Origin of the sequence: Rhodohalobacter sp. SW132, from assembly GCF_003390325.1 — a bacterium.
Lineage (GTDB): Bacteria > Bacteroidota > Rhodothermia > Balneolales > Balneolaceae > SW132.
In genome coordinates this window covers 130,615-145,419 of record NZ_QUOK01000007.1, presented here as the reverse complement: position 1 = coordinate 145,419, position 14,805 = coordinate 130,615, and the positions used below count along the sequence as shown (strand labels likewise).

Below are 14,805 nucleotides of genomic sequence, written 5' to 3'. Positions count from 1 at the left end.
GTAATGGGGGCGGTATGTCTAATCCTTTCTTCTAAACAACCAAACATAAATTAATTCACAACATCCTCTTTGTTACTTGTCACTTACACGACGTAGTGAAGCCAGGTCATGGCCAACTATTTCCTCAAGATTTTCCGTAATTTTATTTGCACTCCAATTCCACCAGGCAATTTCCAGGAGTTCTTTGATTGTGCCTTCATCAAACCGGTATTTAATAATATTGGCAGGATTACCTCCTGCAATGCTATATGGCGGCACATCTCTGGTAACTACAGATTTACTGGCGACAATAGCCCCGCTTCCAATTTTAACTCCAGGCATTAATGTGGCATCGTAGCCGATCCAGACATCATGCCCAATTACGGTATCGCCTTTAAATGGAAGTTCTCCCTCTTTTGGCAAAACTTTTTCCCACCCGTTACCAAATATTTGAAACGGATACGTGGAAAATCCTGAAACCTTATGATTGGCTCCATTCATGATAAATGTTACATCTTTGGCGATGGCACAGAACTTTCCAATAATCAACTTGTCGCCAATAAACGGAAAGTGATACAGAACATTTTTCTCAAACCGTTCCGGGCCTTCAGGATCATCATAATAAGTGTAATCACCCACTATGATATTTTCGGACGAAATATAATTTTTCAGATATCCCACTTGTGGGAACCCCTTCATGGGCTCTTTATCATTTGGGTTTGGGCCTTTCAATTTTTCAGGCTTTTTTTCAGATTTATTCTCGTTCAAGCTTTTACCTTCTTTATTTTCTTATAAAAAATAGATTTGGTGCTGTACCCTCCATTGGAATATAAAGCATCAGACAGTCTAAAACGACTTACCAGCCTCTTCTCAAAATCACCTTAACCGTGAAATATTTTTATACTTTAAATTAATTACTTCACTATGTATGATGTGATTCCAGTTTCCTTTAGAAATTGCCGAACAGACTTCTGTGCTCGTTTATCTGTTTATTTCTAACTCGATGGGCGATGAATAACCGCTCACACATCATTGCAGTACATAGCAGTGGTTTCGGCATCCATTTTGGAGGATTTCACGATCCGGTCAGACTAATTATAGAATGTATTGGGGAGGCGATAATTGACGAGCTTTTTATACAACAACGAATGAGCCGTACATCGTGTTTATTATGATAGAGCGGACTTCAGAAAAACTACGGGATGTATACTTAACAGCCGTTTTTTGATCACCAAACCGCAATCACGAGTTTGAGATGTAATAGCACTAACTACAGAGAATGCGTATTATGGTTTGATGCAGACGTTTAAAACTGAATAAATTCCAATCACTTAAAAACTGTGATATATGTAACCTTATCATTTAAATCAATAAGTGCAGTGGTATGAGATTGGCTACCTTAAATAATCAATAGTGCAAAATCATTCACAATATTCATTTTAAATGATTATGATATAATTAAGTCAATCAAGCTTAAGTATACATTACGATTGACATCATATAAAATGAAAGCTGAATTCAGGCAATGGGTATAACATGAAACTATATATTAAGTATATGGTTAGTTTGCGCTGTAAGATGCTGGTGAAGAGCGAGCTGGAAAAGCTTGGGCTAACCAGTATTTCTGTTGATCTTGGCATGGTTGAAATCAAGGAGGAAATTACCGAGGAGCAGCTAAAAATTTTTAACAAAAACCTGAAGAAATCGGGGCTTGAGTTACTGGATGATAAAAAGAACATCCTGGTTGAAAAGATTAAAGCCGTGATTGTTGAAATGATACACTACTCTGAGGAGGTGCCAAAAGTAAATGATTCAGATTATATCAGCGAGAAGCTGGATTACGACTATACCTACCTCTCCAACACCTTTTCGGAAGTAAAAGGAATGACCATTCAGCAATACATTATTCTGCACAAGATGGAAAAAGTTAAAGAACTGCTGATCTATGATGAACTTACTCTTACTGAAATAGCCCATAAACTACATTATAGCAGTGTCGCTCATTTATCGAATCAGTTCAAAAAAGTGACGGGACTTACTCCCACCTACTTCAAAGAACTCAAAGATATGCGCTCAAAAAACCTGGAAGATCTGTAGAGATATTGAAATCTCAAGTCACTGCCATCTTGTAAAAAATGAGAAAAAAGTCCCCCTTCGAGAAAGTGTGAGGAAAATCAATTGCAATTCCAATACTTATTCAAAGATATCGGTCATTTATTTTTACCACGAAGACGCAAAGCCACGAGGGTACACGAAGTATAACAAAATCAAATTACTATCCTTCGTGATTCTTCGTGTCATCGTGGCCAAATAGAAGGAGTTTTTTTAATGCTTGTTGATTTATTTTCTCACAGCCTATAGAAAAGAGGGATTGTCCCAAAGAGATCCCTTCGGGAAGGGGGATGTCCATCCAATCTGAAAAAACTGATAAACATTCAACTAAATTTCGCCTCGCGTTCAAAAAATGATCTCCTTTTTAGGAGAGGCTTGATACCGAATAAATGAAATATATTATTAATCGCATTCAGGGTAGTTGGTACCTGTAAATATAAACTTATCGTATTTTACCGGAGATAATCATATAGTGTCTTAAGATCGTGTTTTTAACCATACCCCGGATAAGATGGGCAACCCTCCTGCTCTCCGTTAACCCGCGGATCACCTGTCGCTGCTGCGTGTTCAAAAATGGAGCCCCTTCTCCCCGAAGTTAATCTCTCAGGGAAGTAAGGGACTATATTTTAATTACCAAGCTGTTAATCTTTCAACGCCTGTATCAGTTCGGATTTATTCATTTGAGAATATCCATTAACCTTAAGCTCTTTTGCAAGATCATACAGTTCCTGATAGGATAATTCAGAATAATCTTCTACATCCTGTTTTAAATCCTGAAGAGTCTTCTTAGATTTTCCCAGAATTGACTCCGTATTATTCTTCAGCTGCTGACTCAGCTCTTCGGTATTTTTAATGATCTCCTCGAGATATTCATCCCTTTTTTTGGCTAATTGTTTCCTGGTGTTTTTCCCCTTATCGGGAGCAAACAATATACCAAGAAGTGCTCCTCCTACAGCACTTGAAATAGCAACCAGAATAAGCTTCTCGGTTTGCATTGAATCATTTTTCTTATTGAACTGACGGATAAAATTTTGAATTTCTTTCTTATCGAGCATCGCCATGGCTTTTGATTTATGTTAAAATTCAGTGATTTATATTTATACTTCTATTAATTGTTCCTTAAAACAACTACGTACCCATCCTCCTCGGTTCTAAATATTTTATGAATGAATTGAAACATTCAATACTTATTATAAGATACGATATAACATTAATTCATGTAATAAAATTTCATGCTTTGGAGAACTGCCAAAAACAGGAATTTTAGTCAGTATTACCCTGGCTCATTTGTCTGACTATCATTGTGCCCGGTATCTTAAACCTGTTACGTTTATGAGTTGAATTTGAGTACCCGCTCTTTTTAACCCACCCCCGGCCCCTCCCTATGTCGCAAATACACTCCATATGGAGGGGAGCTCAATAAACCATTCATAGCATGTTTAAGGTATTTCGGTTCTGAGAATTCAGTTCATGCTTTTTGGACAACCCCGTAAATGAACTATCTCGGGGCAGAGCCCACGAGGTATCAACTTAGGATCCATAACTTTTTGGCCAATATCGAGTTTATTTTGAAGTGTCCCCCTTCGAAGGGGTATGGAGGATGATTGGTTGTGGATCAAAACCAAGAATTGGACCATTCTGAACTTAGAAAATCATCCCCCAGCTCTCTCCGTTCGCTTCCCCCTTCAAAGGGGGACTTTTATCTTTTCCGACCCAGAGGGGCTGGGAATTAAACCACTTTGAATTAAACCACTTTGGATTAAAATCAGTATTGGGAAGTCTCAAGTGACTGCCCTCTTCCCTGCAATTTCAGACATCCAGCTTAAGGGTCAGATATCTTTTGGTAGCCAGTTCAGCAGTGCTAATTACTGTTCCGGTTATCAGGCTCCAAATGATAACCTTTTTCCAGTTTATCTCTTCAGATGTATGAGATGCGGGTGGTTCTTCATCATATACATCTTTCCATTTCTTTTGAGCCAATTGCCTTAGTGTATATCCAACAATGACCGTTGCACTGGTTATGACTATTTTTTTTACGGTTTCGTCATTCATGGTGATATTTATTTTGAATTTACGTTTCAATTCTAACTTCCCGGGATCTTCAGAGTTCCATGAGCTACCCATTTTATAAACAGTGTATTCTATTTATTTGTTTGCATGAATTCTGGTTATCTCACGGCCCTGATTTTCACAATTGTTTTAGTAATTACAACACCTGCTAACAGATTTTATTTACCTATTCTTTTTTTGAAAATCGTTCCATGATCGGTTTAGCAGAAACCCCATGGATCATAACAGAGACAGCCACAATAAAAATAGTAATCGCCCATAGTTCATCAGACTGAGGAAAATCAGCCATATAGATTCCATAAGAGAGATAGTACAAAGAACCTATACCTCTTATTCCAAAAAATGAGATTACCCACTTTTTATGTTTCGGCAGATCACTTCCTATAAATGCGATTAAACCACTGATTGGCCGCACTAAAAATAGGATCGCAAAACTGACTGCAATCATGGGAAAGGTTAAGGAGTCCAATACTCCAAATACAAGATACCCTCCAATAATGAGCATCAGTATTCCTTCCATCAAACTCTCCATTGTTACCGAAAATTGGTGTACCCTGCTTTGGTAATCATGCTCTGGCCTTTTCTGGCGAAAGATACACGCAGATACAAATACCGCAATAAATCCGTATGATGACACCAATTCCGCTGCCGCATAAGGAAAAAGCACAAGGGCAATCGCAAATACATTATCAGCTATTTTTAAGTTTTTATTTTTCGGTATGTTGAAGAGTAAGAACCCTAAAATTTTACCGCAAACGACTCCTACAATTCCACCGACAATAATTTTATAGAACACATCTATAAGAAGCCAGTCAGCAATCCATGCCGAGGGTGCAAGGCCAAGAACAGCAACAGCAATTGCGAGATTGGTGAAAGGAAAAGCGAGACCATCATTTAAACCAGCTTCCGTTGTTAATGTTAAGCGCACGGATGAATCATCGGGTGATCCCGGATCGGACGTTTGAACATCATTTGCAAGAACCGGGTCAGTAGGTGCGAGAACGGCACCCAACAGGATTGCCGATGCAGGGACCAGACCCGCCCCCCACCATCCCAAAAAAGCTGTCGCAGCAATCGTCAGAGGCATGGTAACCAGGAGTAATCGTGAACTGGGGCCCCAGGTTTTCCAAGAGAAAGGTTCGTTAATTTTTAGCCCGGCTGAGACAAGCGCGACAATCACTCCAAATTCTGTAATTCGTTTTAAAATTACCGGCTCATCATTCAGTTCGGGCAACTCCCATGGAATTGGCAGCAGAAAAAGCAGAATCCCCAGCAATAAAAAAAAGATAGGTGTGGTAATATATTTTTTTGATTCTATACGCGGCGCTACGATCAGTATCAAAAGCACGACGGATGCTAATACAAGCAACTGTACCACATAGAAATCAAATTCAAAAAAAACAGGATAGGAGTTTTCCAAAACCGGTGATTTGTAATCGTTTAAAACAGACCAGGCTATTCATGATATATGTTGAACCCTCCAAGAGTTTAAAACTCTTGGAGGGTTAAAATCAGCTTAAAATTTTTCATGGTGCACCTCCGGCACTTCTGATATTTCATCGATCACCACGTTGGTTGTGAAGTCATATAGATGAGACCGGGTTTCGTAAAAATGCATCAAATATCCTGCCGTGTTGGGAAAACAGACAATATCGCCTGGCTCAGGCAGACAAGGCAGAACAATTTTTCGCTTCAGGATAATGTCCTGTTCCAGGCAATAGCCCCCGGTAAAATAAACCGGGGTTGCTTTCTTTTCTCTGTCATCGTTATTTGCTTGAATGAACACGGGATCAAGCAGAAAATCTGCGCTTGAGCTGCTGAGCTGGCTTCGATTCATTTCAAGACCGATCAGCCAGTTTCCCCTCGAATCTTTTTTTCGATGGATCACTTTTGCCATCGTGAACCCGGTTTGATCCAGCAGCGACCTTCCTGGCTCTATCCTTATCTCAATTCCTCTTTCGCGCAACAGATCGGCCGGAGTTTCTCCAGTTTTGTTCCGGTAGGATAATATATCGTCAAGAAAATTTACTTTTGAATTTTCGTTGTAATAGGGATAAACATCTGGTTCTCCACGCAGCTCTCCGTTGATGAGTTCATATCCCAGACCGTTATTGCCGAATGTAACCGGTGACCGATCACCCCTGACCGCCTTTTTGAGCTCACTCCAGAACGTCTCCCATTCAGATTCTGAAGAGAGATAGTTTATTAAAATCCCCCCGCCCATATCGATAAATGATGTTTCGATTTCGTGATCCAGAAGCCGGTCGGCAAGGTGTATCGTTTGTAACAGAGCTTCACTCCGTTGCTCTGTCGAATACCCATCAAGATGAAAATGAAAACCATCAAACCGAAGATTCTCATGCACATTCCCTTCTCCCAGATGGTATTTTATGAACTCCGAGGCATAATCTATATCGAACCCAAATCTGCTGTAGAGTTTTTCTCCGTTGTAGCGAAAGCCGCTGATCCGAATTCCAATTTTGGCAGTTTTACCGAGTTCACCCGCAATCCTGTTTACCAGGCGGCATTCGTCTTCGTTATCCAGAATTATCAGTACATCATGCTGAAGCGCCAGATGCACCAGCTTCTCATCTTTAACCGCTGCCGTCAGTACAAGCTTTTCAACCCCCATCTCCAGGCACTGTTTTAATTCAAGATAACTCGCTGTATCCACTCCGAACCCAAGGCGGTTTGCTTCCTTTACAAACACCTTGCACCGGTTGGCTTTCCTTGCAAAAAAGATGGTGTGAGACAACTTATGCTTCTCGAAAACCTGTGAAAATTGCTCATAATTTTTTTGAAACGGCCCTGTATGAAGAATGTTTATTGGCGATCCATATTCCTTGAACAGATCTTCGAGGAATGGAAGATTCGAAAAAACATTTTTCATCCATGAATCTGTAATGGGCGTTAAGGGGGGATACATATGTGAATTTTTATCCGTTTGCATACTGTTCAGGTATGGTTTTAGTGTTTAGTCTTCGAAGTCATCGGATGAGTTTTACGAAGAATCGAGTCGTGCTGGATCAATTTGTGATTCATAAATGACTCATCCGATGACTCAATTTTGATCAATATGCATACTGTTCAGGTTGGTTTTGGTGTTTAGTCATCGGATGAGTTTCTCGAAGAATCGAGTCGCGCTGGATTTATAAATGATTCATGGAAGACTCATCCGATGACTGGTATGGAAGGTTCACCATTGACGCTATATTCGCATATTCCCTGCTAATATATTCAGCCCAGCCATCAACAAAATTGTTCCGATCCCTTGAAAGAGTATCGTTATCAAATGTGATTCCCTCCGTGGGAGTACCCGTAACAGCAATTCTTCGATTGACGGTTCCATTTTTATCGATCACAAATCCCTGGCGGGATATATTGACCGCTCCCGGCCGGTAGGCTTCATTGCCAGAACTGTTTTCGTAAAGGCTGATCAATCCGCGGTTTATTAAATTCCGGAACAGAGGGCCGGGATTATCAGCCAGTGTAACTTTTGGAATACGTGCATCGACGAGGAAATGAACGGGATAGCCGGTATTGTTCGGTCTGGACTGGAGTATATATGAACCGCTTTCTTTATCTAAAACAAGGTCCGGATTTCTTGCTGCATCAAAATTCAAAATTCCCGACTCCATAAGCGAATACAACTTTTCAGCATTTTCAACCGGCGGTCCAAAAGTAACGCGATTCAGTTTACCTCGAATTAAATGGTCAAAAGATTGTTGAGATTCCGGAGTGAGTCCGCCAAAAGAATACAGTTCACAAAACAGCGAAGAAGCTTTTCTCCAGACAGCCGTCACTGCAGCAAGCGGACTCCTCAGCTCTCCTTTCCTGGCTTCCTGTAGGTATTCACTATATAAAGCTTCTATAAATTGATGGTGGGATTTGCCCTTCTGAATTTCCGATGCATGGAAAGGATCTAAAAACGTATTGGGATCAAATCGTAACTCAGAAGGATTTTTTTTATGAAACTCTTCTATATATCGTTCAATCTCCTCAAAACTTTCACAGCCGGATAACCCTTCCGTATATCCGCTATTCTTCAATGCTATGTGATAATACGCATAGATCATATCCTGCTTCAGAAGCGGCCAGATCTGTTCTTCAAAATTCAATTTTTTACCGGGCTCAAATTTCTGCAGGGCAGATCTTGTGAAATACTTCAGCTCGTTATTCTTAATCGTGACAGATTTGCGGGGAATCATCGGGAGCCCACTCCTGGAAAAGGGATAGATCACCTTTGGTTCGTCACCTGAGCGAATATAGGTTAACCTGCCCGATATCTCATCTCTGGAAAACCGGCCGCCTTTACCTTCAGTAAGTGCAAGAACTGCATCCACAAATGTGAGGCCTATCCCTTTTATCCCAACGGTGCAATTCGGAGGAACATCAGAAAAAACCGTTTCGGCGGGGTAGACAAATGGAATGAATCCGGCTTTTTGATGATTATCAGCAAACGATTTAAAAAGACGAGACTGTTTTTTATTGCTGTGCTTCGGGTGACCCGTGGCCAGCAAAACGTGATCATATCGATCTGCCTGATGGCGGTACTTCTTATCATCTATAGCTTTTAGGCTGAGGGAATATTTTCCGGTGTTTTTGTAGATATCAACAACCTCACCAACAATATATTTGCCCTCCACATTTTCCGGAAGGCTGGATGCGATTTCATTAAATCCATGAGAAAGGTACCGGCCGGCCATGGCACGGGTTGCGTAATCGTTATTTGAAATATTCATCCCCGCAAATCGGCACAACCATTCCGGTAAGGAAAGCGGATTTTGAACCACAGGAAGAGGTTTTTCTTCACTCCACATATTAACATCTCCCACCGGGTTATTCATGAGAAGATACGAAGGCTGGTCAGTCCTGTAGTTTTCTCCTGCCCCAAATGAATCTGATCTGTTAAATATATGAATTTCGATTTTTTCCGATGGCGGACAGACCTTTAGCCACGCAGCAAGCCGTTCAAACCCATAGATTCCTTTTGGTCCGCCCCCTATGATCGCTACTTTACGAATGGTCTTCTGCTCCGCCATTTTTATTTGGCCATCGATCATCAATCAGACCAGTGTTCTTTACCATAACAGGCGTTGAGACTGGTATGCCGTTTCTATCTGACTCTTTTTTGTCCCGCTTACGTGCCTTATCAAACGTGCTTTTGACCCAGGAATCATTATATATTGTGTCCAGATAACGCTCACCACTATCTGAAAAGATCAGTACACAGCTTGAATTCTCCGGAATTGATGACTGCAATTTTTCAGCGGCCATAACCACAGCTCCGGCCGATCCCCCGGCCAGAATAGATTCGCGCTGCAATAAACGCCGGCAGCCTACAACACAATCGATATCTGTCATGTGAAAAACATGGTCGATATAGGATTCATCAAGCAAATCCGATTTCCTGCCTGCACCGTGGCCCGGAATCAGCCGGTTTCCTTTGGAATTACCAAAGATTACGCTCCCCACTGCATCCACCGCCACAACTTTTGTTTTCAGGTTATGTTCTTGAATATAGCTCGCACAACCCATGATTGTACCGCATGTACTTGTTGCCGCAAGGAGATAGTCGGGCGGCTCCTGACAGTCGTCTACAATTTCTTTCATTGTATGATAATGGGCTTCCGGGTTCAGATCATTTGAATACTGGTTTGGCCAGTAGCTGTTCGGTATGGTGTCCCGAAGCTCTCTGACTCGCTCCAGCCTGTTCTCCAGGTAATTCCCGCTGGAATCGGCTTCTGTTACGCGTTCGATCTGGGCTCCATAAGCCTGGAGAAGATCTACGGTATGCCGGTTAATTTTTGGATCTGTCACCACGATAAGTTTTAAATCCAGATAACGACAAACCTGTGCAAGACCTATCGCCATATTGCCGGAACTTGATTCAATTACCGTACTGTTAAAGTCGAGTTCACCTTCCTCTATTGCTTTAGATAACATCAGCAAAGCTGTTCGGTCTTTTGTGCTGCCGCCGGGGTTCAGCATTTCAAGTTTTGCATACAGTGTGGAAGAGATGGCAGGATATAATTTATTCAGCACCACAAGAGGTGTATTACCTATAGCTGATAAGATACCGGTTTCAATTTTCATGGAAATATCCTCAATTAAAATGTCGTGTAATACCGATCACTCATTGATGAGATGAGATTCTAAAAACATCGAGTCGCCTGGAATGAACTACCTCGGGGTAGAGTCCGAGAGGCATTTACATTAAAAAAAATTCTGTGAGACTCAGCGTATTCATATGCGTTTGTCTGCGATAACAGAGAAAAGAAAAGGACCGGTTTTAAACCTGAAAAAAATCCTTTCTGAATAAACAAAATCAAAGTTATGAGTTAATATTTAAAATATTTGGACAGCTGTTATAATGACTCATTATCTATAATATATATGAACAATTTTTTGATAAATAGTTATACAATTGACACCAACAATTATAACTTTTACAGTTGATGTATTTCACTCGCCATTTCATGCATTCCGTTACACCGGGGATCACAGTGTCTCAGGTTCAGAATAGGTCCGATGGAATTTTGGACCGGGCATAACCGTCTGCTGCTCATCCCTGCTATACTTCAGGAATCATGGATGGTGATATGCCAGACTTTTGTCCTGAAATAAAGCCTGCAAATTAATAACGGTTAAATAATAGTCGTACAATTCCGGTGTTTCCAGAAACTCAGTCCATAATGCATCAACTTCCTGTTCTGTTAACTGTCCCTGTATATAATGCTCTATTTGATTCTGTATTTTATTCATCTCTTTCATAATTTTTACTTCTCTTTGAGTGATTTGAATTGAATTTTTTGACTCAGATCATGCTTAGAATCAGGTTTATTAATTCAACTGATTTTTAACTTCTCAGTCTGCGGCTATCTGTGTTGATTACAATCAGAAAAGCCGTAACCCTGATAATGCTCCATTTGAATAAACCTCATCTCTATAGTTGTGTTCCCGTTTCTAAAGTTTTTTTGTGATATGCACTGAATAATAACCCAAATGCATATCCCTCAGAATTGCATATGCAACTACTTGTGAGCAGCAATTTTATATCCTCATGCTATCTGTTGCTCCTAACCATTTTTGAAGCCATGAGTTTCCGGCTGTATGGAGTATCAGAATCTGATTTATGTTTAAAATCCTCTAAGTGTGATTTGTACTGCAGGCATTCCTTCGGGGCATTACTACCCGTCTGCACTCTTTTTGAACCGGTCGACAGTTGGGTATCTCAAAACCTTCTCTGATCTAAGACCGATATATCCTGCTGTGATGTTTGATGAATATGCAGAATATAAATTATAGCCGTTATTATATATTTTAGTGACGTTTGTTATATAATTTACTGTTTTTACTCATCTGATTTTTTATAGACAAATTCTGTGATATATTTACACTTATGTCAGTCATGAAAAGGGCTGAATAAGTCAAATATTATCTTAAAAATAAGCTTCAACTAAAAACAAGAGAATACTTCTATGGATATTATAAAAATCATTTTTGCAATCATCCTGCCGCCACTCGGGGTATTTTTAGAAGTTGGATTAACCGGCGCTTTCTGGCTGAATATACTGCTGACAATTCTTGGTTATATTCCCGGCATCATTCATGCAATATGGATCATTGCAAAGCACTAACCTGCATCACCAATTATTGTAGTTTAAAAGGTATATTAACCATAAATAGACATCAAAAGATTTATGACGGTCTTAACCAATGACTATAATTTTTTCCGCATTGGCATGTCACAAAACCGGTTAATCTATACGATGAGTTCGTAAATGAAGAGAGGGGGATTTTCAGTGAATCAGTAGCGAAATTTAACTACTTACTTTAAGCAGGCTTCTGATCTTTTCAAAAGCCCGCTTGAACAAGTAAGAACTTCGGTTTAGCCTTTTTTGCTCTTGGCTTTACTGTCCGAATCTTTTTCCGGGTTGAACTGAGGGTTTTTGTTTACAGGTCTTTTCTCACTTTTGTTGTTCTTTTTTTTGTCTTTGTCTTGCTTATCCATGGTTTCTCCGTTTTGTTTACTGATAAACTGCAACCCAAAATATAGAAATAGCCATAGCATTTTGTTACAGTCTAAAAGGTTTGAGTTATATAATTAACGTCAGCCCGAAATATGATCTGCCATTTAAGTATCGGGATACAAACTACCTTAATAATAATTTATTTCGCTCCTATCCCATACCATCATTGCATCAGATACACATTCCCTTGAATCCAACGGCTTCCGAAAATTTCCCCCCTCCCCAATGCAAGCAGGATCTACTCAGACCGATATATCACGACTCCCACAATAAGGATAATGAGTGATATCAGAATCGGAACGACATCACCCGTACTAACTGCAACATCTGCACCCAGAATTGAAAACGATTCTGAGTCGTCCAGGTATTGAAATCCGAAAAATATGACGCCGATAAATCCGGCGACACTCATTAAACCGCCTAATGTTTGTTTCACATTCATGATTTCCCCATCCAAATTTTACAATACCATAACCAATTACGGTTATATAGTCTTTGAGATGTAAACTTGTGAATATTGATACTAACATGCATTATGCGTGATTTTCAAAGTCTTACATATATCACAGGCCATGTCATGAAATTTTGATCCTGAATGAAAAGGTGCGGGAGAAATCAACGTATTATTATCACCAGAATGAAGCTTATATGTGGATTTACTGCCAACAGGTGCCGATTGAGATATATGAAACATCTCCACCACATAATTTTGAAAGGAGTTTTAATGAACTACCTCGAGGCAGAGCCCACGAGGTATCAAATTGGGTCCCATACCTTTCTGGTCGATATGAAGTTTATTCTGGAGTGTCCCCCTTCGAAGGGGGCAATGGGGGATGACCTACAGAGCTTCACAACAAGAAACTCCATGCACACTTCCACACTCAGGAAGTCATCCCCCTGCTCACTCCGTTCGCTTCCCCCTTCAAAGGGGGACTTTTATCCTCTCCGACCCAGAGGGTCGGGGAATTAAACCATTTTGATTAAAACAGGAGGAATTCGATCAAAAACCCTTCAATGATATCTGCAACTCATGGCAAGGATGCTGTAACAGCCCTCAGCAATTTTATAAGCATATTAAAGCTGAAATATGTACTTACACCAATCTTTAAACAAAAAATCATGAGAAAAGATAAACAGTTTTTAAAAAGCATTGCCATTACAACTCTGCTCTTCACCGGTTTTACTGCCGGCAGTATTGCACAGGATGCAACCACTATTGTAAACCCTGAGGCAGAATCACCCGTTATTCTATCAACAAATCCCGCCGGTGGTGAGGAAAATGTTGATCTGCGTAGTGTTATTGAGATCACATTCAGCAGCGAGATGGATGAAACAACGATTAACGAAAATACATTAAAATTATATATAACGTCTGCAGATTCAATGAATAAAGATCAAGGCGAGAATATGGATGATCGTATAAAAGAGAGATCAGAAAAAAAGGATTCTGAAAAAGACTGGCAGCAAAATAACGGCGCTGTTAGTGGTACCATCAGCTATTCTGGCAACGTTGCGGTTTTCGAACCTGACACAGAATTGAAAGAGGGTGCCGAATACACTTTTACCGTAACAAGCGGCGTGAAAAATTCAGAGAATATTGCTCTGGAAAATGAACATAACTGGAGTTTTTCAACGAATGGTTCATCTGATTGGGCATACACCGAAAATCAACACAGCACCCTTGATACGGATAGATATGGTTTGGAGAATAACCAATACAGGGACAGCGCTGCAGATACGACACAAAAAAGTACGACAACCATGATTGATCTTGGTAAAGCCGGCCAGTTTGTAATTCTCGCAAAAACAAACATCCATAATGGATCCGAATCAATGATAACGGGACGCACCGGAGAAGGTTCTGTATCAGATACAACAGAAACTGAGAAAACAAAAGAAGAGAAAGCTTTTGCAGATTCAGTACGACAGACTACTTCCGACGAGGTTATTGTATGGCAATCAGACCAAAGCGACACAACATCTCAGGATGTCAGTGAAGCGATCGAAGATATGATGTCTGCCTACAATAATGCATCGAGTCAGAATGGGAATGATACTGCAAGCCACAAGAACGGAAGTTTTCAGGATTCTACGTTGACCTCCGGAACCCATGAATGGAGTGACTCGCTCCATATTCATTATGATGTGACTCTTTCAGGCAGTGAAGAGGATGTATGGCTTTTCAAAGTAGGTAGTGATCTTATGATAGATGAAAATATCGTAATTACTTTAACCGACGGAGCCCGGGCAGACAATGTCTTTTGGTTTGTAGAAGGTGAAGTAACCATCGGCAAGAATGCACAATTTGAGGGGATCATTTTGTCCAAAAATGATATCAAACTTGAAAATGGTGCAAAACTGAACGGAAGGATGTTTAGTCAAACATCCATAACCCTTGATGATAATACTGTAACCGAACCAAGAAGTATGGCCGGCCAAACTACATCAACAAACAGATAAGAGAGTAATAACGCAATCTATAGTAACCATAAAACGGGCACCTGAAGGTGTCCGTTTTTTTTTATTCAGATTAAAATTTTCCTTAGAGCTCTAACCTCTTTTTGTGAACAGACCCGATTCAGATAATCACAAGAGCATTGATGACATGGTA

General features: G+C 40.3%; 13 protein-coding genes. 3 read left to right on the top strand and 10 right to left on the bottom strand.

The genetic code is table 11. The annotated features are described in order from the left end of the window. Positions 1-72 precede the first annotated feature (72 nt). Positions 73-711 (bottom strand): Vat family streptogramin A O-acetyltransferase, encoded by a 639-nt coding sequence (locus DYD21_RS13965; protein ID WP_116037712.1) that lies wholly within the window; start codon positions 709-711, stop codon positions 73-75. An 804-nt stretch (positions 712-1,515) separates the two neighbouring features. Between DYD21_RS13965 and DYD21_RS13960 the strand changes: the two genes are divergently transcribed. Next, positions 1,516-2,076, top strand: a complete 561-nt coding sequence (locus DYD21_RS13960; RefSeq protein ID WP_116037612.1) for an AraC family transcriptional regulator — start codon at positions 1,516-1,518, stop codon at positions 2,074-2,076. Between the two features lie 656 nt (positions 2,077-2,732). On the opposite strand, the gene DYD21_RS13955 is transcribed toward DYD21_RS13960, so the two are convergent. From DYD21_RS13955 to DYD21_RS13925, 7 genes are all read right to left on the bottom strand, one after another. Continuing rightward, positions 2,733-3,146, bottom strand: coding sequence for a YtxH domain-containing protein (locus DYD21_RS13955; protein WP_158607300.1), 414 nt, complete (start codon positions 3,144-3,146; stop codon positions 2,733-2,735). A gap of 754 nt (positions 3,147-3,900) precedes the next feature. Next, entirely contained in the window at positions 3,901-4,143 is a 243-nt protein-coding gene (locus DYD21_RS13950) for a DUF4235 domain-containing protein (RefSeq protein ID WP_158607299.1), read from the bottom strand. Between the two features lie 184 nt (positions 4,144-4,327). Further along, positions 4,328-5,581 (bottom strand): sodium:proton antiporter, encoded by a 1,254-nt coding sequence (locus tag DYD21_RS13945; protein WP_158607298.1) that lies wholly within the window; start codon positions 5,579-5,581, stop codon positions 4,328-4,330. Between the two features lie 96 nt (positions 5,582-5,677). Then, the gene (locus tag DYD21_RS13940; RefSeq protein ID WP_199535551.1) at positions 5,678-7,087 is read right to left on the bottom strand and encodes a Y4yA family PLP-dependent enzyme; all 1,410 of its coding nucleotides are present in this window, start codon (positions 7,085-7,087) and stop codon (positions 5,678-5,680) included. Positions 7,088-7,310: 223 nt separating this feature from the next. Continuing rightward, a complete protein-coding gene (locus DYD21_RS13935; RefSeq protein WP_116037607.1) occupies positions 7,311-9,224 on the bottom strand; it encodes an FAD/NAD(P)-binding protein in 1,914 nt (637 codons plus the stop codon). Continuing rightward, the gene (gene sbnA / locus DYD21_RS13930; protein WP_116037606.1) at positions 9,178-10,257 is read right to left on the bottom strand and encodes a 2,3-diaminopropionate biosynthesis protein SbnA; all 1,080 of its coding nucleotides are present in this window, start codon (positions 10,255-10,257) and stop codon (positions 9,178-9,180) included. Before sbnA ends, DYD21_RS13935 begins: the two co-directional genes overlap by 47 nt. Positions 10,258-10,749: 492 nt before the next feature. Next, entirely contained in the window at positions 10,750-10,935 is a 186-nt protein-coding gene (locus DYD21_RS13925) for a hypothetical protein (protein WP_116037605.1), read from the bottom strand. Between the two features lie 707 nt (positions 10,936-11,642). Between DYD21_RS13925 and DYD21_RS13920 the strand changes: the two genes are divergently transcribed. Beyond that, positions 11,643-11,801: a YqaE/Pmp3 family membrane protein gene (locus DYD21_RS13920; RefSeq protein WP_116037604.1), complete on the top strand. Its 159-nt coding sequence runs from the start codon at positions 11,643-11,645 to the stop codon at positions 11,799-11,801. Positions 11,802-12,052: 251 nt separating this feature from the next. On the opposite strand, the gene DYD21_RS21400 is transcribed toward DYD21_RS13920, so the two are convergent. Further along, positions 12,053-12,175, bottom strand: a complete 123-nt coding sequence (locus DYD21_RS21400; protein ID WP_255415933.1) for a hypothetical protein — start codon at positions 12,173-12,175, stop codon at positions 12,053-12,055. Between the two features lie 257 nt (positions 12,176-12,432). Continuing rightward, positions 12,433-12,630, bottom strand: coding sequence for a hypothetical protein (locus tag DYD21_RS13910; protein ID WP_116037711.1), 198 nt, complete (start codon positions 12,628-12,630; stop codon positions 12,433-12,435). Between the two features lie 683 nt (positions 12,631-13,313). On the opposite strand from DYD21_RS13910, the gene DYD21_RS13905 reads away from it, so the two are divergent. Next, positions 13,314-14,654, top strand: a complete 1,341-nt coding sequence (locus tag DYD21_RS13905) for an ice-binding family protein (protein WP_158607297.1) — start codon at positions 13,314-13,316, stop codon at positions 14,652-14,654. Positions 14,655-14,805 lie beyond the last annotated feature (151 nt).

Bases quoted from the DNA above. Each gene is read 5' to 3' on its own strand.
- DYD21_RS13960 (WP_116037612.1), top strand. From the start codon at position 1,516: ATGAAACTATATATTAAGTATATGGTTAGTTTGCGCTGTAAGATGCTG.
- DYD21_RS13955 (WP_158607300.1), bottom strand. From the start codon at position 3,146: ATGCTCGATAAGAAAGAAATTCAAAATTTTATCCGTCAGTTCAATAAG.
- DYD21_RS13950 (WP_158607299.1), bottom strand. From the start codon at position 4,143: ATGAATGACGAAACCGTAAAAAAAATAGTCATAACCAGTGCAACGGTC.
- DYD21_RS13940 (WP_199535551.1), bottom strand. From the start codon at position 7,087: ATGTATCCCCCCTTAACGCCCATTACAGATTCATGGATGAAAAATGTT.
- DYD21_RS13935 (WP_116037607.1), bottom strand. From the start codon at position 9,224: ATGATCGATGGCCAAATAAAAATGGCGGAGCAGAAGACCATTCGTAAA.
- sbnA (WP_116037606.1), bottom strand. From the start codon at position 10,257: ATGAAAATTGAAACCGGTATCTTATCAGCTATAGGTAATACACCTCTT.
- DYD21_RS13925 (WP_116037605.1), bottom strand. From the start codon at position 10,935: ATGAAAGAGATGAATAAAATACAGAATCAAATAGAGCATTATATACAG.
- DYD21_RS13920 (WP_116037604.1), top strand. From the start codon at position 11,643: ATGGATATTATAAAAATCATTTTTGCAATCATCCTGCCGCCACTCGGG.
- DYD21_RS21400 (WP_255415933.1), bottom strand. From the start codon at position 12,175: ATGGATAAGCAAGACAAAGACAAAAAAAAGAACAACAAAAGTGAGAAA.
- DYD21_RS13905 (WP_158607297.1), top strand. From the start codon at position 13,314: ATGAGAAAAGATAAACAGTTTTTAAAAAGCATTGCCATTACAACTCTG.